This is a genomic window from Psychroserpens sp. Hel_I_66 (assembly GCF_000799465.1).
Classification (GTDB): domain Bacteria; phylum Bacteroidota; class Bacteroidia; order Flavobacteriales; family Flavobacteriaceae; genus Psychroserpens.
In genome coordinates this window covers 1,004,349-1,028,551 of record NZ_JUGU01000001.1, presented here as the reverse complement: position 1 = coordinate 1,028,551, position 24,203 = coordinate 1,004,349, and the positions used below count along the sequence as shown (strand labels likewise).

At 33.2% G+C, this 24,203-nt stretch carries 17 protein-coding genes; 3 read left to right on the top strand and 14 right to left on the bottom strand.

The features are described 5' to 3' along the window. Positions 1-26: 26 nt before the first annotated feature. The 10 genes from GQ40_RS04665 to GQ40_RS04615 form a co-directional block, all read right to left on the bottom strand. Positions 27-299 carry a hypothetical protein gene (locus tag GQ40_RS04665; RefSeq protein WP_156115511.1) on the bottom strand — a complete coding sequence of 91 codons (273 nt, stop codon included), beginning with the start codon at positions 297-299 and terminating at the stop codon, positions 27-29. 196 nt (positions 300-495) lie between these two features. After that, complete coding sequence (locus GQ40_RS04660) at positions 496-867, bottom strand: DUF2237 family protein (protein ID WP_047546189.1); 372 nt, start codon at positions 865-867, stop codon at positions 496-498. Between the two features lie 740 nt (positions 868-1,607). After that, positions 1,608-5,375 (bottom strand): NACHT domain-containing protein, encoded by a 3,768-nt coding sequence (locus GQ40_RS04650; RefSeq protein WP_047546185.1) that lies wholly within the window; start codon positions 5,373-5,375, stop codon positions 1,608-1,610. Between the two features lie 480 nt (positions 5,376-5,855). Beyond that, positions 5,856-6,284, bottom strand: coding sequence for a peptidylprolyl isomerase (locus GQ40_RS04645; protein ID WP_047546183.1), 429 nt, complete (start codon positions 6,282-6,284; stop codon positions 5,856-5,858). A 206-nt stretch (positions 6,285-6,490) separates the two neighbouring features. Further along, complete coding sequence (locus tag GQ40_RS04640; RefSeq protein ID WP_231565541.1) at positions 6,491-7,609, bottom strand: BamA/TamA family outer membrane protein; 1,119 nt, start codon at positions 7,607-7,609, stop codon at positions 6,491-6,493. Between the two features lie 254 nt (positions 7,610-7,863). Continuing rightward, entirely contained in the window at positions 7,864-9,105 is a 1,242-nt protein-coding gene (locus tag GQ40_RS04635) for an alpha/beta hydrolase-fold protein (RefSeq protein WP_047546178.1), read from the bottom strand. Between the two features lie 36 nt (positions 9,106-9,141). Further along, positions 9,142-9,594: a phage tail protein gene (locus tag GQ40_RS04630; RefSeq protein WP_047546176.1), complete on the bottom strand. Its 453-nt coding sequence runs from the start codon at positions 9,592-9,594 to the stop codon at positions 9,142-9,144. Positions 9,595-9,772: 178 nt separating this feature from the next. Continuing rightward, positions 9,773-12,070 (bottom strand): TonB-dependent receptor family protein, encoded by a 2,298-nt coding sequence (locus GQ40_RS04625; RefSeq protein ID WP_047546174.1) that lies wholly within the window; start codon positions 12,068-12,070, stop codon positions 9,773-9,775. A 31-nt stretch (positions 12,071-12,101) separates the two neighbouring features. After that, a complete protein-coding gene (locus GQ40_RS04620) occupies positions 12,102-13,406 on the bottom strand; it encodes a PQQ-dependent sugar dehydrogenase (RefSeq protein WP_047546172.1) in 1,305 nt (434 codons plus the stop codon). Positions 13,407-13,534: 128 nt separating this feature from the next. Continuing rightward, positions 13,535-14,962, bottom strand: a complete 1,428-nt coding sequence (locus GQ40_RS04615) for a hypothetical protein (protein ID WP_156115510.1) — start codon at positions 14,960-14,962, stop codon at positions 13,535-13,537. 419 nt (positions 14,963-15,381) lie between these two features. On the opposite strand from GQ40_RS04615, the gene GQ40_RS04610 reads away from it, so the two are divergent. Continuing rightward, the gene (locus GQ40_RS04610) at positions 15,382-16,026 is read left to right on the top strand and encodes a thiamine phosphate synthase (RefSeq protein WP_047546168.1); all 645 of its coding nucleotides are present in this window, start codon (positions 15,382-15,384) and stop codon (positions 16,024-16,026) included. A 61-nt stretch (positions 16,027-16,087) separates the two neighbouring features. On the opposite strand, the gene GQ40_RS04605 is transcribed toward GQ40_RS04610, so the two are convergent. Together GQ40_RS04605 and dinB are read right to left on the bottom strand one after the other, a co-directional pair. Next, positions 16,088-19,048, bottom strand: a complete 2,961-nt coding sequence (locus GQ40_RS04605) for a DNA polymerase III subunit alpha (protein ID WP_047546166.1) — start codon at positions 19,046-19,048, stop codon at positions 16,088-16,090. Beyond that, entirely contained in the window at positions 19,048-20,262 is a 1,215-nt protein-coding gene (gene dinB, locus GQ40_RS04600; RefSeq protein WP_047546164.1) for a DNA polymerase IV, read from the bottom strand. The genes GQ40_RS04605 and dinB overlap by 1 nt, the downstream gene beginning before the upstream one ends. 52 nt (positions 20,263-20,314) lie before the next feature. Between dinB and GQ40_RS04595 the strand changes: the two genes are divergently transcribed. Beyond that, positions 20,315-21,088, top strand: a complete 774-nt coding sequence (locus GQ40_RS04595) for a LexA family transcriptional regulator (RefSeq protein ID WP_047546162.1) — start codon at positions 20,315-20,317, stop codon at positions 21,086-21,088. A gap of 20 nt (positions 21,089-21,108) precedes the next feature. Here the strand turns inward: GQ40_RS04595 and GQ40_RS04590 are convergent, their stop codons facing one another. After that, the gene (locus GQ40_RS04590; protein WP_047546161.1) at positions 21,109-22,500 is read right to left on the bottom strand and encodes a DASH family cryptochrome; all 1,392 of its coding nucleotides are present in this window, start codon (positions 22,498-22,500) and stop codon (positions 21,109-21,111) included. 192 nt (positions 22,501-22,692) lie between these two features. Beyond that, a complete protein-coding gene (locus GQ40_RS04585) occupies positions 22,693-23,091 on the bottom strand; it encodes a GlcG/HbpS family heme-binding protein (RefSeq protein ID WP_047546159.1) in 399 nt (132 codons plus the stop codon). 202 nt (positions 23,092-23,293) lie between these two features. On the opposite strand from GQ40_RS04585, the gene GQ40_RS04580 reads away from it, so the two are divergent. After that, positions 23,294-24,115, top strand: coding sequence for an SDR family oxidoreductase (locus GQ40_RS04580; RefSeq protein WP_047546157.1), 822 nt, complete (start codon positions 23,294-23,296; stop codon positions 24,113-24,115). Positions 24,116-24,203 lie beyond the last annotated feature (88 nt).

Below are 24,203 nucleotides of genomic sequence, written 5' to 3'. Positions count from 1 at the left end.
AGCTTTTTTTGGTAATTAGAATATAGTTAAGCGATTTGTTGTTCGTCTTCTTTTACACACTTTTTAATCTGTAATAAATGGTTCACTATAGAAGTGAGTTCAAATTTCAATAAGCGTGAATCCTTGCGACTAAAGTCTTCAATATGATGCTTATAGATAGATTCTACACCTTTTTTAATAGATATAAAATAACTATCGTCATTGGCATCAAAGGTTATAAAGCCTTTATAGTCTGTTTCTTTCAATAACCAGTACGATAAACTATTGATCTGGTTGAATAATGCTAAATTGTCGTCCATGATACATAGGTTTAATAGTTTTGAGGGATGCATCTAATGTACAATTCAAAAATTATAACGCTTATAGTTTCAGGATGAATAACTTATAAATTCGGTAAGTTCATTTTAGGTGCTTTAATTCTTCGACAAACAACACAGTGGTTGAGCAATTTTAACCCGTGTTTTTTAATTTAAATTGCTTCGGAAAGTGGCAATGTTATATCGCGTACTGCTGTAGAAGTTCTAAGGACACATAGTTTAAGGTAATGGCATGTGTAGCAGATAAATCGACATGCGGAGCACAATTGGCTTTTTCGGCTTGTTTCCAACGCGATACACAGAGACACCATTTATCACCAGGTTTGAGTCCTGGGAAATTCCATTGTGGGATTGGCGTCATTAAATCATTGCCCTTAGACGCAGAATACTCTAAAAATGCTTTAGTCACGACCGCACAAACCACATGAGTTCCAAAATCGTCAGGTGTTGTATTGCAAAAGCCATCGCGTAAATATCCAGTCATGGGATCACATGAGCAATGTTCTAAAGATGTACCCAATACATTTAATACCGTTGTTGAAGTATCCATAATAAGATGCATATTTGATTCTGTAAAGATAATGAATCCTAAAACAGATTCTTGCTGTAAGAATTAAAAGCGTTTTATTTACAAACTGTAAATTTTATAATAAGAACACCAATCACTGAGAATCGCGTATTTGATTTTTTATTTGGAATACTACGGAATATCGTAATATAGAGGATAAGATATTTTAGTAGTAAGTAGAACATCTGACATAACCCAAATAATTCTATTTTACATAATATAAATTATAGTACAATTTATAACAATTTACGTAATAGCGCTTTTTAGCGGTATTTGACATAATTGCAGATATAACATCTGAATAATTTAACCTTACGTTTTTCCAATTTAGTTTTGAAAAATCAATATTAGAAATAGACTCATTATCATATATTAATTGAGACAAAAGATATCTTGCATGCAAAGAATCTTCATCAATTTCAATTATACATTTTTTAGCTTCTTGAACGCATAACCGAAATTTCCGGTTTTCAAATTGTCTCTGTTTCATATCATGTTATTTTAATATATTCCTTTTTTTCTTGATAAAAAAAGAAACAAAAAAATCAAGACTGCATATAATTTTGGAAACAATTACGTTTCGTTACACTATATTTTAGGAAACATTGTAGCTGGTTAAGACTGATTTTGAAATTCCTTGAAAAATTGAAACTATTTAGATTCTGTATTGCTAAGGCCCTAAAATATGAACGTTCCTCTCTCCCATTGTTTTAACCAAAATTTTATGAGGTCACGCTATAATCAAACCACTTTTCTTCAATTGCAATGTTTCCAACTTTTTTCTTTTTATTAATTGCATCTCTCCAACAAACATTTTCTGCTATGGAGACTAAATACTTTGGATAAAGATTATCCTCCTCCATTATCATTTTTGCTATGATTACAGGGATTTCATGGTTTTCATTACTTATAGCTCGTCTGTAACGATATTCATTCATGTTAAAATTAGTAGCCTTTGAATAAATTTTCTTAATTTCTAACAAAACACTTTTATTACTAGGTTTCTTAAGAAAAGTGTCTATTAAAAACTCTAGTTTTAAATCAAAAATAGAATTGAGTTTACCAGTTACTGACCTAATATTATTATAAACAAATTTATTTTTAAGATTATATGGAACGCGATGCATTAATAAATACTTAAATTCATTAGAAAACTCATGATTAAAATTTTGTTCTAAAAACTTTATTTGTGTCGAAGTAAAACTTGAAATTTCAAGTATTCTAGATAAACCTAAATCTAATCTTAAAAATTGAGTTGAATTTAATTCACTAATTTTCTCTGATACAATTTCTGATAGTTTTATTATCGTTCTTGGTGTTGCCCAAGTCAAAAATACGAATAAAGTAAAATTTAAGTCTTCTGAAATGGTAAATTGGTTAGTCCAATAATTTAAATTCCCTGATTTCATTCTAGCAGAGCATACCCTTTTACATAATGATAATTTATTATCATTTAAATTTTCATAACCATCAAACCTTTTATCTTTTGTTTTAATATTAGCACTTATTATTGCTAAAACTTCAATGGTTAAATTATCTCCAAAGTGCTTCCTAGCTTTCTCCGTGAAGATATCCCAATTTTCTATTGAATTTATCCAAGTAGAAACTGGTTTTTCTAATACGTTTTTAGTATCCTTTACAAAGTTTGAGATTTTCTCATCTATTTTGTCAACACATTCAAATTTCAAAATGGACTCATTTTTTTCTTTTCTTTTTGAAGGTCTTCTCATAAGGAAATCATCAAAAATATTTAAGAACGACCTATCATATTCAACATCTTTAAATGCCATAGAAAGAACATGACTGTGAAATATTATAGTAAGTACACCAAAACTTTTAATCATTTCTCTTCCTGGACTATAAAATAATTCTTTATTTAAAATAGCACTTAATGCCTCATCTTTAAGTTCTATGTTTTCATTTATTACTTCTTCTTTATTCCCATGTATCAAATATTGTAATCTTTTTGTTTTTTCAGATTCTGACTCATTAATTATTGTGAGTAAAAGGTCATTTTCGAGCTGAAATATAATTCTTAATTTATACGCAAATTCTAGCCATTTTGTTAAATCTTTATTTGAATAATTTGACAAAGAATTCTTCCAAAAATCTATTTTATTAAGAGGATTATTATTTATTATACCTATTAATTCTTCTGCATAATCTTTTGATGGTAATAATTTTAATTGATTAAAACATTCAGTAACTAATTCTAATCTACCACATTCTATTGGCAATAAAATTGAATCATCACTTCTTCCTCTTTCATTTTGGTTAAGAATTTTCCCTAATTGTACTTCAGAAACAATCAATTTTACTACTTGATTTAATAGTCTTGGATATTGGGTGAAAACATAATCTGATAAAAGTTGAGAAGTAAGTAAACGAGGATAATTCGTGTATTTTAAATGCTCATCCTCCTGCATTTCATTGAGTTTTTCGATTATCATAGGTAATTCACCTTTATCAAAACATCCAGCAAAAAATCTACATACATTCTGCCAATATAAATTTTTTGAAATTGCATCAAATCTATCTGGCTTCGTTCCAGGAAAGTTTTTTCCAGGCGGAGAATATGGCGATGTATTATATAGATATTTTGCAGCGAAGTATTCTCTTAGAGGTTGCACTTCAAATTCAAAAGTCCCTTGAACTCTAGAAACTAAAGCGCAAACTCTTTCTTCCATAACTTTAAATAATTGTTCTGCAATAATATTTTTATGACCCTCTTTAACTAAATAATGATTCAATTTTTCATGTAGCACTTGAATTTCAATTCTTCCACTATTTCTATATAATTCAGCCTCAGAGTGTAAAACCCAAGCTAAATATTCATGTATATCAATAATTAAATCTCTATTATCTCTTATTAAAAAACTTTTTTCAGATTCTCTATTAAAAAACAACTCAATATAACTGTCATATAATGCAGTTCTTTTATTTGGCAATGATTCGCCTCTAGTATTGAGTAAGCTAATTAAAATAGCTAATTGCATAGGACTTTTGGCTAAATCTTTCAAGTGTGGAACTTTCAATTTTTCATTTACTAAATTCCTAATTTCTGAAGCTTTTCTATTATCTAGCTTTCTTGACTTTATCCATTTTTCAACATATTCATTTATTACACTTGGTGTTATGTCTGTTAATTCAAAATGTGGGTAAAGATCAATAGAAAAACCAACTATGCTAGAGAAAGCAGCTGGTCTGCTAGTTATTACAACTTGTATTGAGCTTGTGTTTTCTGATAATCTACTTATTCCTTTATTTATAAAAATAATTATAGCCTCTCTTGATTTTAAATTTGCCACTTCATCAAATCCATCAAAAATAAAAAGAACAGAACTTAATTTTAAAACCGAAATTAAATCAAGAGTGTTAAAATCATCTAAACCTGAATGATATGATATATGCGCAATTAGAAAAGATTCAAGTGTATTTTGCCATAAACTAGCGAATTTTTCATCACTAATAATATTATTATAAGGGTTTTTTCTCTCCACCCATAATGCAATATCTCTTAAATCAATTTTAAAAGGTAATCTTACGGGTGATTCTGATATATTCTTGGGAATAAGAGTTAATTCATGTTTTTTATTCAATAGTTTAATCCTATGTATTTGACAAACATATTGCGAAATGGTTGACTTACCTTGACCAGGTCCTCCTTCAATTAATACTCTTTTAATTCCCTTTTGAATATTTGAATTTAAAATAAAACTAGCTGCACCAATTTCATCTGAACTTCCGTCTTCATAATCAGTTCGGTTTTCACTTTTGTATCTTTGATAAAGACCTTGAGAAATTAAAATATTTTTTAGAATCTTATTTTTCTCATTTATTTTTTTAATGTTAATCGGAACATCAGTAAATAGGTCTAACAGCTTGTTTTGTAACTCAATTTGTTTAAATTTCACTTCATTATCGATATCATACTGATCTTTTAAATAGGCTTTTATAACGCTTTCTCTTCTGTCTCTATTTTCATTGATATTTTCAAAAACTAAATTATTTAAAACATCTTGGCCATTTAATATCTCTGAATAAGACCATTTTATATCATTTTTAGATTCTAATTTTCTTGAAATATCATCTCTCCACCAACAAATTGATGGAATACTTATATTTTCTTCTAAAATTTTATTTACTTTATCAATTGATCCAGCATCTAGGTGTGCAGTTCCTCTTGCATTTGTCATTAAGTAGAATTTTTTTGCACCTTTAGGTATCAATTCTTCAATTTTCTTTGATTCTTTTTTTAGAATTTTAGTTAACCATTTATGAGGCTCATCTTTATTTGGGTTTTTTACGTATTTTATTTGAAATACGATAAACTCTTTATTGACATTCTCTGTTAAATATACTATAGAGTCTCTCCCTCCATCTGGTTGTCCAACTGGAAAAGCTTGCGAATTAGGAAATTCACTGTTAATTAATGCATGACAAATTTCTTGGAACCTTTCATCCCCTAGGTTTTCAAATAAATAATCCATTTAATATTGTTAAGTTAGTTTTGAATCTTTTTAAAGCTAATTATTTCATAAATTAATAGGGAGAGTTTAAATATAGTAAATTTTGATAAGAATCATTATAAGGTAAAATCGTAATTGTAAGAATGCTTTTTAATTCAAATCCATTCCACGCACATTTCACTTCTCTCCTTTCTTCGCTTCGTAAAAAGAGTGTTTACTCGCACACTCTATTTTAATACAAAGGTGCTCATGAATCTCTCAAAGGTTCGATTCAATTAACATCGTAGAGAAACAGTTGTCAAGAAAAAAATAAAGGAAATGATATATTAAACTTTCGCTTTTTAACAAATCGAATTATAAGATTCACGATTTCAGAACTAAAAAAAAGATTTATAAGCAAAGCTCAAATTACATAACGCAAACAAGTAAAACGTACTAAAACAAAAAAACGTCTTACCAATGAGATAAAACGTCTTTAATTTTTTTTATAAAAATATTGGCTTAAAAAATTTCTACCAATTGCAATTCAAATTCTAGATCTTGTCCTGCTAGAGGATGATTAGCATCTACAATAATATGGTCATCATTAACCTCTGTCACAAGTAATTTTTGCTCAGTACCATCTGGTCTTGAAGCTACCAATTCCATACCCTTTTTTGGCTCGATGGTCTCTGGTAGATTAGAGTTTGGTACTTTTTGAAACAAGTCTTTATTGATTTCACCATACGCTTCTTGCTTGTCAATAGTAATGGTTTTCTTCTCGTTGACTTCCATATCTAAGAGTCCTTTTTCAAAACCTGGAATAAGTTGTCCTTTACCAAGTTCTACTTTAATGGGTTCTCTTTCAAATGAACTGTCAAACACTTGTCCATTACTTAATTTACCTTTGTAATGTACTTTTACAACATCATTTTCCTTTACTTTACTCATAATTATCTATTTGTAATGTTATTATAATTCTTTGCAAACTTACAGGAATCAAATGGTTAAGAAAAGAAATTGCGCTATGAATCTGATACTTGAAGTGTTAAGAATTTCATAAGTAAACGCCTAAGTTACACCCTATCAAGGTTTGCACTGGCATTACCTGAAAACAGGATAGTAGAATATGTTTATGTATAAATAGACAAGGTATCTTAAAACGCCTCTGCAATACTAAAATAAAAGCCATTGGTTTTTTCACCAAAACCGACATCAAAACGCAGATTTAGATTTTCCTTTTCGTCGATAGAAAACCGAACACCAGCACCATAGTTTGGTTTTAGGTTTCCGAATTGAAATTCGTCCACATTATGATAGACATCGCCAGTTCCTAAAAAACCAACCAAACCAAATCGTGAATTCTTGAAGTTTTTTCGGTATTCTACTTGGGTCGCCAGTAAATCACGATCTACAAAGCGTCCTTCTTGGTAGCCTCGCATAATATCGCTTCCGCCAAAAAAGGAAAATTCAGAAAACGGAATATCGCCACGGGTAAAGCGTCCAAAAAATTGAAATGCCAGGATATCCTCATTTTTTTCAGAAATATCTACAAAATGTCTCAGGTCTACTCGGGTTAAATTAAAGGTATTGGTACCGCCAAGCACCTTTCCGTATTGGCCATAGGTAAACTCTAAATACCAACCATCTTGTGCGTTAAGAATATTACTTCTACTATCAAATAACGATGCTACCTCTGCTCCCATAGACGTTGACCCGTTAAATCCATCAGGCTGATTTTGTGCGATGAGTCCGTCTGGTTCAAATTCTGTTTTATAGATATGGTTATAGCGAAAACCAGCGCCTATAAATAAATACCGATGAAACATCTGCTTTAGAAAAATCGGTTCTACCAGAAACTGATAGTAATCATATTGTTCTTCGGCACTTTTGGGAGCATCGCTTCCAAAACCATAAAACAAACGTGGATAGTTTTGAAAAAGTAGGTTTCCTTCAATGACCCATTTTTCCTGATTGGTGAATATCTCAAATCCTGAATAGAGAAAATACTGTTTATTCAGCGTGTACTGTGCAGTAATTGGCATATTGGAAACCCTCGTTTCGTCACCACTTCCGTTGAATTTAAAAAGATACTTGGCACCTGTTCCGAAGGCAAAATTGGTTTCTGGCTTATAGGTAAACACGGGTGCTGCAATAAATTTTTGTCTATAAATCGTAGAATCCCGAGCGACCGCTTTTTTATTGGGATAAAAGGTAAAAATCTCTTTAAGCTTATCAATGGTTTGAGCCTCCATAACTGCGGAAGAACAACACATGATAATTAAACATAATTTTATGGTAACTGATTTAATTGAGGCATTATCGATCATGTAGAATATCTATCTAAGGTTTCATTCTTCAAGACACGACTACACTAGCGCATCTATAGAAGTGCGCAAAATTAGTCAAAATTAAAGGTGTGGATTGTCGTTTTTATAAAAGTTTATGATAATACTTTAGTGCTTTATATTAATCAATGAATTATACAGGTTTTCTTTTGAAAAATCCCAAGACTTGTAATTATAAAACGCTATTCATTTTTTAGTTTTTCCAGTTTACTCTTATGATCTTCGGAACCACTTATGGCAAACGCTTTTTCAGCATATACAATAGCATTTTTGATATCATTTTGGGATTCATAATAATCGGACATCCCTTCATAACCATTGGCGTTATTTGGATAATACTCAATAGCCATTTCTAAGAAGCCAAGTGATTTTTCCGGAGAATTGGACATAAACATAGATCCCAGATTATTCAGCATCTCCTCCTCTGGAGATACTTGATAGCCTAATTTGTTGGAGAGCATATCAAAACGCGTATCAAATGCTTTTTTAAGTGCTTCTGTTGATGTATCTGGATTCTGAATCACATCTACCAATTTCCCGCTCATTTTATACCAAGGATACAAAAATCGCATTCCGTCGTATATAGAAATCAACGGAATCGTCCCATGATCTTCATTTTCATAATACTTGTACTTGAAATTTAACGGACTTTTTCCTGCTTCGGAAATGGTTGTTGAAAATCGATGTAAAGCACGTAAACCTTCAGTATTCATCGATTGATCCTTAATGAGGGCTTCCAGATCTTTTTCAGTATCTGGTGGTAACGGATTTGAAATAGAAATATATAGCGATTTGTTTGTGTAGGTTTCGCTTGATAATTTATCCGTGACGTCATTCGTGAGCACTTCATCGTCCCACCATAAACTTGGATCTATCGCAATATAATTATTAAATACCTCAGGATGATTGATTAAGGTATTCACCACTAGCAATCCACCAAACGAGTGCCCAACAAATGTTTTATGGCTTGCTGTGGGATAGGTATTATCGATATACGGGATTAATTCTTCTACCATAAAATTGGTAAAGCGCTCTCCTCCACCCGACTCTTTTACCCATGCTGAAGATCCACGAGCTTCCTTTACTTTGGTAGGTGTCAAATCTCTGGTTCTGTTTTCTGAAGTTTCAATACCTACCACAATCATTTCTGGAACTGAGCCTGGTGACAATTGATTGATTACCGTACAAACCGACATAAAATGTTCGCCTCCATCTAACACATATACCACAGGATAGGTATTAGGGTGATTCGTTGTAGCATTTGCACTTTCTGGAACTTGAACCCAGATGTTTCTCTCTTCTTTGAGAATCTTAGAATATAAACGTTCTGGTTCACCAATAGTGACTAAATGTGCTGATTGAGCAATACTAATATTATAACTGAACACTATTAGCGCAAATAAAAGAAGTGATTTTATTTTCATGGTTTTATTTTTTGAGTTGAATAGATCTATCTATAATTATCCATTAGCAATCGTTAGTCCTTCGTGGGCTATTTCAATACTTTCTACTGCCACTTCACTCCCATCTGGTTTAAGGTCTGTTGCGCTTATTTTTGTTGGCCATGCATTTTGAAGCGTCCAGGTCATTGTGGGATGTCCTGTTTCATCCAGCAATTTTATGACGATGTTTTGACGCTCAATCGTGTTCATTTTTATTTTAGTAAACCAATCCCAAAACACATTGTCGTTTGCAAAAACGCCTTTTCTCATGGTCACATTGCTATTCTTGATCATTCCAGGCATACTAATTTTTGAGAACACTGGGCTATTGCCATGACGATATTCTATGGGTACAGATTCTATATCCAAACCGCTCACTTCTTGAAATGGAATATTTGTTGTTGCTCCCCAATCTACCATAAAGTAAAACTTTGGTATTGGCCAAGTTGGATCTTGTGGGTTTTCAGACATGATATAGTTTTTATGGATGTCCTTAAAGTTACAATTATATTTTTGAAAAATTGGAATTAAAATATTGTAGTGATTTGATTTATAGTGTATTTAGTACATGCTACCAAAAATTATATAAAGAACCGCTTGTTTAATTATAAGCCTTTAGGTATTTCGATTTCGTTATTACTCCACAACTCTAAAATCCATACCCAACTTTCAATCCGCCAAACCAATTCAAAGGCGCTCCAGGATAATAATAACGAGGTTCCGAAGCACCAAAACCTACCGCATTGATTAATACTGAGGATGCATAGTTTTCATCTGTAATATTATTGATACCAGCATTAAGTTGCAGTGACCAATGGGATGATAGGTTGTCTTTGTAAGATAGATTGGTGTTGAGCACAGTGTAAGCTTCAGAATATAAACTATTGGCATCGTTCAATGGCATGTCACCAATATGTAACAAATTGGTATTGATTTTAAAATTCTTAAACCCAATTTGGAGGCCTCCATTAATTTTAGTGCTAGGCACACCTGTGAGTTCATTACCCGAATAATCAACGTCACCATCTATAAACTCAATAAATGTGTTATTGGATATTTCTGCATTGATATAAGGTGCAACCGAAAAACCATTAGTAAAAGGTTGGGTATATGAGACAGACAACTCCAAACCTTTGTGTTCGGTCTGTCCCGCATTACGACCAATAAATTGGTCATCGCCAACACGTTCTGCCACCAAGAGGTTATCAATATCCAAAAGATAAGCGCTCCATTGAATTTTAAGTCGTCGTTTAAAGGCGTACACCAAACTACCGATTTCATAATTGTAACCCGTTTCCGGACCTAAGTCTGCATTTATAATGCCTTCTGGTGTGAGCGTTTCCTCAATGGACGGATAGTTAAATCCCCTACTCCAATTGGCATACGCGTTAATATTGGGTGTGAATTGATACAGTATATTGACATTTGGCGCAACGATGGGATCAAAATTACGATTGGCGCTGGTGTTGTTCTCACCCACATTAAAGGTATCTGTAAACTTATAATTGGTGGTATTCACATTCAGTCCCAACTGGATTTTTAATTTGTCGGTAATTGGTGCAGTCAACGTTGCAAACACATTGAGATTATCCCGATCTTCTATATTATCGCTTAAGAGTTCTCCTTCCAGACTGCCATTGCCATTATTATCTTCATACAAATTGTCTATGGTTTGCCAATTGTATTGGTCTTTGTAAAACTCTGCTCCAAAACTAAGATTCGCCTTTGTGCCTTGATCCAGAAATCCAAAGTCTTTGGCAAATAGCGTTCTTGCGCCATAACCGTTGGTATATTCATCTAAAATATTGAACGGTCGCGGTTCGTAATGATCGAGATAGCTATAAAAAATGGATGTGGTATTGCTAAAGTTCTCACTAAATTTATGGGTGTAATTAAGACCAATCAACACCTGCTCATTATCCTCATACCCTTGTGCTGCATTCCAGGTAAAAGCTGCTTGCGTTGGATCTTCTTCAAAAGCAGTTTTGCCAATAGAGCTCGCAATTTGTGCTTCGTAGTTGGTGTAATTGATGAGGATGCCAAGCTCATTGCGGTCATTGATTTTATAATTGGACGTAAGCAATACCGCATTTCTATTATAGTTGCTGTTCTCCCGAAATCCGTCCAACTCCAAATGATCATAATTGAGATTGAATGCCAATTTCTCGTTTGCTGTTCCTACGGAAATATTATTTTTCAACATCCCAAAGCTACCCACAGTCACATTGTTTTTTACAAACGTCTCCCCTTTTGCAACCTGTTTGGAATTGAGCAACAGTGTGCCACCCAAATTAGTTCCGTATTGTGTGGCTTTGGGACCTTTGACGATTTCTAGATTTTCAAGATCTTCGGGATCAAAGGCATCGATGGCAGTTTCACCAATTCCGTTAGTAATGGGAATGCCATTAAAATAGGCACGTATTTTATTGGTGCCATACAAGGTACGTGAGCCAACACCTCTAATCACGATTCTATTGGTATTGATCGCGCCACTTTGTATATAGACACCAGGTGTTTCGTTAATAGCATCTACGAGATTTACAGGACTATAGGTTTCCATTTTTTGAGCGCTAATCTTGGTTGTGGGCACAAGCACCTTACTTTCCTTTTGGTAGGTTGATGAAATAATGACCTCATTAAGATCTTGGGTTTGTTCTAAAGGATAGAGCTTAAAAACAGAATTATCTTCGGAAATCGTCACCACTTTAATAAAATAGTCTGGATGTTTAAGCGTAAGAACTGCTGGCAACTGTACGGAATTTGGTAGCGTAAAGACACCTTCCGAAGAGGTCATCGTCAATACCTCATTATTCATACGTACCTCAACTCCCGAAATGCCCACATCGTCAAACGTAGTGACTGTACCTGTAATGGTTTGTGCCGATAAAAAATTAACCATAGCGATTAGCCATGTAATCGCTATGGTTTTTAAAATTTTAATGCTCATAAATTTAAACAACTGTTTTATGCTGAAGGTTTTATTTTGTGTAACTCACTTTCCAGATCACATTACCAGAATCGTCGTTTACCAAAACATCACCTGCAGGTGTTACGGTAACGCCAACTGGTCTTCCGTAGGCATCAGTCCCATCTCTTTCTGCAATAAAACCAGTCAGGAAATCTTGTGGTTCTCCCGTTGGTTTTCCGTTTTCAAATGGAATAAACTTCACTGCATAACCCGATAGAATAGAACGGTTCCATGAGCCATGTTGCCCAACGAAGATTCCGTTTTTATATTCCGAAGGAAAACTATCTTTTGTATAAAATGTAAGTCCCAATGATGCAGTATGCGGACCAACAGACACATCTGGAATGATGGTTTCTGCCACAAGGTCTGGACGTTCGCCCTCTAATCTAGGATCTGGAATGGCACCATAATACGCATATGGCCAGCCATAGAATCCGCCTTTTTGAACACTCGTTACATAATCTGGCACCAAATTGTCACCCAATTTATCACGTTCATTTACTGCAGTCCATAATTCGCCATTTACAGGATTCCAATCCATACCTACGGGATTTCTTAATCCGCTCGCATAGATCACTTCATTCTCTCCGTTTAAATCTACTTCTAGAATGTTGGCACGTCTAATTTCTTCATCCATACCATGCTCAGCCACATTACTTGCAGAACCTACTGAAATGTAGATTTTATCTTGTGCGCTGTTGGTAATGATATTTCGCGTCCAGTGGTTATTGTAACCACCAGCTGGAAGGTCAACTATTTTTTTTCCTTCGGAAGCGTTTAAGGATGTTTGGTCTGTTTGGTATGGGTATTTGTAAAGTCCGTCAGTATTTGCAACATAAAATGAATTCCCAACAACTAACATTCCAAATGGTTGATTGAGGTCATCAATAAAGGTTTGGCGTAGTTCCATTTTGCCATCGTTATTTGAATCACGTAAAATGGTGATGCGGTTGGCACTGTTTCTTGTGTTGGATTCGCATACGAAGTAATCTCCGTTTGGTGCGATGTAGGTCCAACGTGGGTTTTGAAAGTCTTCAGCAAACTTGGTTACTGTAAATCCTTCTGGAGCAGTTGGCATTTGACCTTTTGGCCAATCGATCAAATCGTTTCTTTTTCTTACAGATTCCGTAGCGTAAGGTTTTGGCAAAATCAATTGCCCTACGGTGGTTTGCACTGTGTCTGCAGTACTTTCAGTTCTTATGTCTTCCTTTTCCGAAGCATCTAATTTTTTTACGTTGGAATCTTCCTTGCTTATTTTGCAAGATAAGATGGATGCCATCGCAATGACTATTAATACATATTTGTTAATGTTCATAATGTTGATTTTTTACAAAGCTAAAGGATTGCAACAGGAGTTCTTAACTCTTTTAGAATAGTTATTATAACTTTTAGTGATTGATATAATAACTAATGAGTCTTACAATTTGTTAAATATTACTTTGATTATTTTCTAATCACGCGTCCTTGCCAACTGTTATAGCCAATTTTGAGTAGAATACTATTATAGCCATGTAAGCCTGAAGAGTCATATTCATAGCCAATGGCAAAGCGTTTGGTTCGTTTTCTATTGTTATCACGTCCTAAATTGAAGGCTACATCAAATCCTGCTATCATCCCAGAAATAGACTGATTTTCATAAAAAGGTGTAAAGCCATAACCCAAACGAGGTTCTAAAACCAGATTTCTTAGAGGTAAATACAAGCCAATCTTAGCAGCTGCCTTGATTTGTATGGATTCTAATACACTTGCCTGTTTTAATATGGAGGTGTTTTCGTTGATGGCTAGAGTAAATGCGTAAGGCAATCTTTGAAAAAATGAAGTTGATGAAAATGCAGCTCGTGGTGCGACATGATATCCAATTTCATAACCAAATGAAGATCTATTGGTATTATTGATACTGTTTTGATAATACAGCATATGCGAAAAGAATGGATATCGATCTAGCTTAAGTACATTGTAATTATTTGCATAACCTTCGTCATAACTCAATTTAAAAGTCTCGCTTTCTTCAGCACCCAAAAAGATAAATTGGTTGCTCTTTACTTTTGCGATTTTAGGTTTGAAGTGGTTACCAATGTAATCTGTAATGAGTTCATCAACTATTGATGTATCCTTTACAGCCTTATAAATCGTGACCAGTACAGATTTAATAGCATTAGCTGCTGCAATAGCCTCTGGCCTAAGAGAACCGTCTTCGTATTCCCACTCTTCATCTGCCTTACCTTTAATGGAATGTAAAAAAACCATTGTTTCGATTCCGAAACCATCATCCTCTTCCAATTGTTTTGCAGCCTCTGGCCAAAATAAACGAGACAACTGCCAGCTTTTAATATTTATGAGATCAAATGTTTCTTGGTCCCTTATGGTATGTTCTCGTGAATAAGAATCTGTAATGGCATGCATAAGCACATAAATACCTCTACCAGCCTCACTAGCTCCCTCTGGATTATCTATGGTTTCCCTGAGCAACGTGTACACCATATTGATGCAGTTTGGCAGAGCTTGTTTTAAGATATAGGCTTGTTGGGCATCAATAGCATCATACTGTCGTAGAGCCTGCATGACATAGCGACTGCTTGCCATAAAATGATAAATTTGGCGATCTGACAAGAATTGCCTGCCTAAATCTAAATCTGGATAGGCACTGTTAGCGTCTTCATTGTCTTTTATATAACCATTAGCCACCAAAAACTGAAATATGGTCTCACCATCTGATAAATCTCCAGTGGCTTTTTGAGCCCTAAGCAAGCGATAGGCTTCTCTTTCTATCTTGACATGACCATCAGAAATATGTGCGTGCAATGACTGGATCAATGAGAAAAACAGGAAGAATCCAGTGATACTGTTTTTTAAGAATTTAAGTTTGAGCACAGACTTTTAGAGCTTTTAATTTTTGTTTCTAAAATTTATGCAATTTACATAATAGATATGATGTAATACCCAATGGGATTGCATTAAGATTTTAACGATATAAAAAGCTGTAATAAAAGTCTGTTTTAAACCTGCATTTGCTGTTCGAATACATATTGAATTGATTTGTATAAAAGTAAGTAATTAGATTCAGAATTTTGATTATAATTTACTCATAATTAGAGATGTATGTTCTTATTTGATATTTTATTTAGCTGAAATGTTATACATTTGAAATTGTGAGGTTGGTGAAATTTCCGAGGTCATAAAGCATACGATCAAAAGCCCAAGTAGAATACTAAAACAATCTAAAGTATATTTGCATACCGGTAAGCTAAACAATTATCGAAAAAAAAATTTTTTAATACTCTAAGATGTATATGATCATACCAAAACTACATTATATTTCTCAAGGAATTTCCCCAAAAGCGCATTTAGAAAACATCCAGAAAGCGTGTTCTAGTGGTGCAGAATTGGTACAATTACGTTTGAAGAACGTTTCAGAAAAAAAAATATTAAAGATTGCTAATGAGGCACGGGAGATTACGTCCCATTTTCAAACGCGATTAATTATTAACGATTGTTACAAAATTGCGAAAACCGTAAAAGCAGATGGTGTGCATTTGGGTAAAAGTGATGTTTGCCCTACCGTTGCAAAAAAGCATTTGTATACTTGGCAAATGATTGGTGGTACCGCAAATACATTACAGGATTGTGAATTGTTACTCGACAAACCCATCGATTACTTAAGTTTAGGTCCTTTTAGGGATACACATACTAAAGAAAATTTGGGGCCTCTTTTGGGTTTAAAAGGCTATGCTGCCATTACGGATATTTTGGAAACGCCAATTCCCATTATTGGTGTTGGAGGTATTACAACTGCAGATGTGAAGGATCTTTTAGCGGTGGGTGTTTCTGGATTGGCTGTTTCTGGAGCAATCACTCAAAATTTCGATGCTATAAAAACATTCAATCAATTATTGAGCGCATCGGTAACTGCAGAGCAACGGTATACATTTGAGTGATTGGGATTTGAATGTAAGTTTTGGTTTTGAATTTATGTTGAAAAAAGAATTTGAAATTATCTTAATCTGAAATTCTTGGATTGGATTTGATCTTTACTTTTCTGCTTTTTGAAACGATCATGCTACAGAACCCAAATTTCTCTGTAATCATACCAAGACACTTATAGATGCCCAGTCCGTTTATTGGATATTTATGAACGACATCTGTGAAGTGTACAGCGTCAAAATATTTTCCGTTTTTATCAACAAACGTACTTAACCGCATCAATTTGCCTCGTAATGTCGTATTATGTCTTGTATTAATCAAATTACCATACATCATGACTTCTTTATTGACGTAATTAGACATCTCGTCTGATAAAATATCGTTTGTTAATGGTTCATCAACCAGGTTAAAATAACCACATAAAGGAAAGCCTAATAACTCTAGCTCATCAAAAGCATTTTCAATTGGATTAGATGCCAAGACAGGTAACTCAAAATGTTTGTGGACAGGTTTGAATAATTTAGGGTGCTTGGTAATGGTATTAGTTGCATTAAGTTTGAATAATGCATGCCATAATAACTCTGATTTTGATTTTTTAGTAAACCTAAAACATCCTATTCTTATTAATATTGATAATTGCTCAACGCTAATGTTTATACGGTCTATAAAATCTTCTAAAGACAAATAATCACCATTTAATTGACGCTCACTTAGTATTCTTTGAACTACAAATTTTTCTAAATTCCGTAGATACCCAAAACCTAAATAAATAGTCTTTCCTAATAGTCTATTGGGATGGTCGCTATGATTTATACATGGTAATTTAATGTTACCTCCTTGCATTCTGGCTTCATGGATATAATGTTCTGCACTATAAAATCCGCCACCATTATTTAAAACAGCAACCATAAATTCTAAAGGAAAATAGCATTTTAAAAATAGACTTTGATAACTCTCGACAGCATATGAGGCCGAATGACCTTTCGCAAAAGCATAACCTGCAAAACTTTTTATCTGGTTCCAAACCTCAAAAATCAATTCATCGGAATAGCCTTTGCTCCTACAATTGGAGATGAACTTTTTCTCAACGCCCAGAAATTCCTCTCTCGAACGAAATTTTCCGCTCATCCCTCGACGTAAAATATCTGCTTCACCCAAGGTTAAATCTGCAAACTGGTTTGCTACTTTTAAAACATCTTCCTGGTAAACCATCACACCGTAGGTGTCTGGCATAATTTCTAAAAGAATAGGGTGTGCGTTTTTTCTGTGTTCAGGAAACCGGTGTCTTTTTATATACTCTTCCTTCATGCCAGAACCTGAAACTCCTGGTCTTATAATGGAGCTGGCAGCCACCAAACCTAAATAGTCTTGTGTTTGGAGTTTTGTCATCAAACCTCGCATGGCAGGAGATTCAACATAATAAGCTCCTATTGCTCCGCCACTTTTGAGTAAGTTATTGATTTTTATATCTTTTTTGAACCGTTCTATATCATGTATATCAACAGGAGGTAATTCTGGTCTATTCTCTGCAATGATTTGCAATGTGTCTTTGATTTTGGCTAAACCTCTTTGTCCTAAAATATCAAATTTAAAAACGCCAACATCTTCTGCAATAATCATATCAAATTGAACTGTTGGAAATCCTTTTGGTGGCAGAAAGGTTGCAGAATAATTATGAATAGGTTTGTCTAAAATTAATATTCCTGCGGAATGTACACTGATATAATTTGGAAAGCCATCAATTAGTTTTCCGTATTTTATAACCAATTGACCAACGTCATCTAATTGATTAAAGGATAAATTTCCTTTACTCAATTTGTCTATTTCCTCTTTGGGCAAACCAAAAACTTTACCTAATTCCCTAACTACAGCTTTATATTTAAAAGTATTATAGGTTGCTAAGAGCGCTGTATTTTCAAATCTATCAAATATATATTGCGTAACATCATTTCTATCTTTCCAAGAAAAATCAATATCAAAATCTGGCGGTGAAGCTCTAAATGGATTTATGAACCTCTCAAAATACAAATCCAACTCTATGGGATCTACATCTGTAATCCCAATAATATAGGCAACAATACTATTTGCACCGCTACCACGACCCACATGGAAATAATTATTTCGCTTTGCATAAGATATAATGTCATAATTAATCAAAAAGAAACTTACAAAGTCTAATGATTTTATAGTTTCCAATTCTCTTTTTACACGTTGGTACACCTTATCGGTTGGATTGGCATAACGTTTTGGCAAACCTTCTTTACAGAGTCTTTCTAATAATTTATAATCATCATCAAAAGATTTGGTATATAGATGCAGGTTTTGAGAGGACCTTTCGTTACCGAACCCGAAACTGATTTTACAATCATCCATCAATCTATTTGTGTTTTCCAAAATCTTTGGAAACTCATTAAATGCAAGTTCGATTTCTTTTTTTGAGAGCATTTTCTCATGTTGACTGCATTCTTGAGATGGATCAAGTTTACTCAATAAACAATTATTATCAATTGCCCTTAATAATCTATGTGCGTTAAAATCTCTTTTGTTTCTTATGGTAACCGTTTGCTGTATCACCAATTTATGCTCAAGGTCTTTTAATTTGGAGAAGCGAAGTTTTCTAATTTCTTCAACAGAAATACCAATGAACTCATTTTCATTGAAAAATGACATCTCTTGCTCCAATACAGTTTCAAAAGGATAAATTATGAATGCATTTGAAAGTTTTGGTGCTCTATCAGTAATCTGGATTTTGTTTTCTAAGTGATAGGATAATAGTTTGTTTAACTCAAAAAATCCGCTGTTATTTTTTGCAATAGCAACAAATTTTTGCTTTGCACCATTTCTGAAATCTACACCTATAATAGGCTTAATATCATATATCTTAGATTGTCTTATAAAGTTGAGGCAAGCTGAAGTGTTATTAATATCTGTTAACGCCAAAGATGATATACCGTTTTCTTTTGCTAGTTTTAATAATTCAATTTCAGAAAATGTACCGTAACGAAGCGAGTAATATGTATGACAATTTAAATACATTATTGTTTTCTGTGTGCTAATAAAATTGGAGGCTCTCCATTAAAAGGATTTTGAAATCTGCCTATTGTTTTAGCTCCTATAGAAGAAGCTCTCATTATACTAAGTTCTCCGTATTTTTCTCGCACTATGTCCATAGCCTTATACAGATTGAGCATTTCTTCAGTATCATCAAATAAATTTATTTGGTAGTTGCCACTAACTATATCATTCATTTTAACGCCAATTAATCTTACCAATAACCTGCGATTGTAAAGCTTTTCAAATAACTCCAATGCGGTTGGGATGATGATATGATCTGCACTAGAATATGTAATTTTTATTTGTTTACTGTATGTGTTAAAATCTGAATATCTAATTTTTATACTAAGTGTTCCTGCTAATTTATCTGCTCTTCTTAATTGATAAGCTAGATTTTCTGCCATGGCAAAAATGGTCGTTCTTAATTGTGAAACATCAATAGTATCTTTACTGAAAGTACGCTCTGTAGAAATCGATTTTCTTTCATGAAAAGGTATCAAAGGCGGATTATCGATCCCTTGGGCTCTTTTCCAAATTGTAATGCCATTTGCACCTAATGCACTAGCCATCATTTCTACTGGCATTTGCTGAACGATCTTAACTTTATCTACTCCCAAATTTCTAAGAATATGATAGGTCTTTTTTCCAACCGAAGGTATTTTACGAATTGATAAAGGTGCTAAAAAAGATTTCTCAAAACCAGTATCTATTTTTAGTTGATTATTTGGTTTAGCTTCACCAGTTGCTACTTTAGAGACAATTTTATTTCCAGATAAACCAAATGATATTGGGAGACCACAATCCTTTATGATTTTTTGTCTTAACTCAGACGCATATTTATATGTCCCGTGAAACTTATCCATTCCTGTTAGATCTGCATAAAATTCATCTACACTAGCCTTTTCAAAAACAGGGACCTTATCTTTTATGATTTCTGTTACCAAATGTGAGTATTTGGTATAGATGCCAGAATTACCTTTAATTACAACAGCCTCAGGACACAAACGTCTTGCAAGTTTCATTGACATTCCAGAGTGAATACCAAAAGACCTCGTTTCATAACTACAAGCAGCAACCACTCCTCTATCTCCTGTGCCACCAACTAATAACGGTCTATTTTGTAAACTACTATCCATTAGTCTTTCACAGGAAACAAAAAAAGTATCCAAATCCAGATGTAATATTGTTTTTTGCATTCTACAAATATAGTTTGAAAATCAAACAATGATTGTTTAATTTTGAAACATTATGAAGAATTTTTCAAAAAATATCAAATACCTAAGAGAGCTTAAAAATCTATCTCAGGAGAGTTTGGCTGAAGAGTTAAAGGTAAGTCGCTCTAGAATAGCTGCTCACGAATCTAATAGAACAGAACCAAATGTTAAAATGCTTTTGGCTCTATCCAACTATTTTAAAGTTCCAGTTGATGTTATTCTAAAAAATGACTTAACTAAATTAAAAGGACAATCTTTTATTGAATTAGGCAATCAACGTATATTATTTCCAATAACTGTTGATATCGATAATGAAAATCTAATAGAAATAGTTCCAATAAAGGCATCTGCGGGTTATCTGTCTGGTTATGATGATCCAGAATATATTGAGCAACTTCAAAAAATAAAATTGCCATTTTTACCGACAGGAAAACACAGGGCTTTTCCAATTAAGGGAGATTCTATGTTACCAATGAAAGATGGTGCCTTGGTTATTGGGCGCTTTGTTGAGGATAGAATGGATATCAAAACAGGAAAAACCTATGTACTGCTTACTTTAAACGATGGTATGGTCTATAAAAGGGTTGTTAACAATATTGATATCGACAATTCCCTATTGTTAAAATCTGATAATAAAATCTATAACGATTACAGTGTTCCTATTGATGAAGTTTTAGAACTTTGGGAATTTACATGTAGTATAAATACACAAGAATATAGTGAGGAAGAGTTAAAATTGAGTAGTATAATGAAGATGTTCAATGAACTTGGTGTAGAATTAAAGGCTCTAAAAAATGCTTCTAAATAGATTTACTTTTTCAGAAAAAATTAAATTTCAACTTCCTTTAGAATTTTATTTATTGAACGTGACCATTTAGAAAATATCTCAAAAGGTTTTGGATAATCTATGCCATCAACCAACCAAGGTGTTAAAATATCCCTATCGTTAAGTTTTTCCAACTCTGGGATCCATTTTCTTATAAATTCCTGGGATTTATATTTATGAGATTGATTAACCGGGTTGGTATACCAAATTTCATAAGCTTGAACATGCCAATTTAACCAATTGGAACTTACATCATAATCTATAAGTTTGCTCTCAAAATAAGCTGCTCCCCAAGTCCAGTCTATTTTTAAATCGTGTACAAAGTAACTTGAACAATTTACCCTACCTCTGTTACTCATAAATCCAGTTGCATTTAATTGTCGCATATGAGCATCAATAAATGGAATTCCTGTTTTTCCATTCTGCCAACTTTTAAATTTTTCAAGATTATTTTCAAATGCTATTGATTTATTTTTAAAGCCTTTGGTATGAAAAATCTTATGTCCAATCCGCATACTTTTAAATGTAAAATAATCACGCCATACGAGTTCAAATATAAGCCACCACGTACTTTGATTTTTTTTGATTGTTATTTCATAATTTTTTACTACTCGGTAAATTTCTCTTGGTGACAAACACCCTAAAGCTAAATATGGTGAGAGTTTAGAACTATAATCCATACCAAGACTCCTGTTTCTGGTCCATCGGTATCCAGTTAATTGTTGTGATTCAAAAGTGTAAAACTGTAATCTTTTCAAACCCTCATCTTCACTACCACTTACATAAGGTTGAGTATTATCATAGTCTTTTTCAGTAAATCCAAATAAGCTATAATCTGGCATGTTACTGTTTTTAGCTTTATCGTGACCGTTAATTTTTAAAGGGCTCTCAAACGTTGCTCTTGGATTGCTTTTTTCTGAAGTTGGAATTCGATAAGCCTTACTCGTCAATGGTATTTTATTGATTTTAAATGGAATATCATCAATGTGGTACAAGGTTTTTCCCCAATAAAAATTAAATGACACATTACTACAATGTGTTTCCACGTTTTTTATGCGTTCTAATTCTTCATCGGCATATTCCTGTTCTGCATATACTTGAGTTATTGAAAATTTTCTAATCAATTTGGATAACTCAATTTCAGTTTTACCATTACAAATTATTAAATGACCACCTATAGCTCCTAATTTTTCTTGTAAATTCAACAAAGACTGTTCTAAAAATTTAAATCTGTTTATACCAGATTTTCTAAAGCCTAGGTCCAGAAATTTGAAAAAATCTGGATCAATACAATAACAAAGAATCAATGTATCACAATTTGCAATAGCTTGGCAAAGTGCTTCATTATCATGTAATCTCAAATCATTCTTAAACCAAACTAGTCCAGTTGTCATATTATTATTTTAAAAATTTAACTTCATAAAATTTAGAGTTTTTTATATAAGGATTTGCGCTTTTTAATAAAAAACTTTAGTCTTAAAATCTTTTCTAACCACAACTAAAAATGCGCTCAATAGGTCAAAATAAATCTGACATATTAAACGCATTGTAAAGTGTGCTTTTTTTAAAGAACTATAACGTCTTGCTTAAATTGCTTTTGTTCCAGCTTCAGCAACCGTATGGTCATCTTCTACAGAGCTACCGCTTACACCAATTGCTCCAATGATGTTTCCTTCAGAATTTTTTAATGGTATTCCTCCAGGAAATGAAATCAATCCACCGTTAGAATGCTCAATATTAAACAAAGATGCTCCAGGTTGTGAAAGTTTTCCTATTTCTCCTGTTGGCATAGAAAAGAAACAAGCAGTTTTTGCTTTTTTTAGCGCGATATCTGCACTTCCCAACCATGCACCGTCCATACGAGCAAATGCTACTTGGTTGGCTCCAGTATCTACCACAGAAATATTCATTTTTGTATTGATTTCTTTTGATTTGTTTAATGCTTTCTCAACTACTTTCTGTGCTTGTGCTAATGTAATATTCATAAATTTTAATGTTTTAGTTTAGATTAAATAATGAATTAAAAATACAATTAACAATTATGAATAACGATAAGAAAAGATCAATTAGCTAAATATTAACATATTGAATCCTAACCTTTAGTTTTATCTCTTTAACGCTATTTAATTATGTGTTCGGGTTAAACAACATTTGAGTTTAAGCTTACCTTTATAAAAAACCAAAAAGATGAGCAAAAAAACAATATTGATAACAGGTGCTGGTTCAGGACTTGGAAAAGGAACAGCATTAGGTCTCGCAGCTAAAAACCATAAAGTCATTGCAGGTGTTCATAAATGGGAACAGAAATCCAGATTATTGGAAGATGCAAAAAAGGCTGGCGTAGAAGATAATTTGGAAATTATTAAACTAGACATTTTAGATCTAATGGATTGCCAAAAGGCTTGGCAATATGATATTGATATCTTAGTTAACAATGCTGGCATAGGACATTCTGGACCTGTATCTGAAATGCCTGTGGGACTCGTTCGAGAAGTGATGGAAACGAATGTGTTTTCAGCATTAGAATTCTCTCAGCCATTTATTAGAAAGATGGTAGATAGAGGTACTGGAAAATTAGTGTTTGTGTCTTCTGTAGCTGGATTGACAACATCACCATATTTAGGTGCATATAACGCATCAAAACATGCACTTGAAGCAATAGTTCAATCTTTGCGTGATGAGTTAACACCTATGGGTCTTACGGTAGCTACCATAAATCCGGGTCCTTATGACACAGGTTTTAATGATAGAATGTATGATAATTATGCACAATGGTTTGATGAAAATCTTCATTTTACACCATTAAAGAAAATTGAAGAAGCAGCTAAATTTATGGCAGAACATCAATTTGATCCTAAAGAAATGATAGATAGAATGATTGAGGTAATCCCACAGGATTCTCATGATTTTAGAACAATTTTACCAAATGATTTTGTTGAGAAATGTAAAAGCTATCAAGAAACACAATATGACCTAAAATCTGATGCCATAGATCCATCAAAAAAATAAATAAGAATAATTCGCCCAAGGTTAAACAAATCTTGGGCGTAATTTTTTTATTTTTTTATGAAATTTTATCTTCGCAAAGCCATTATAA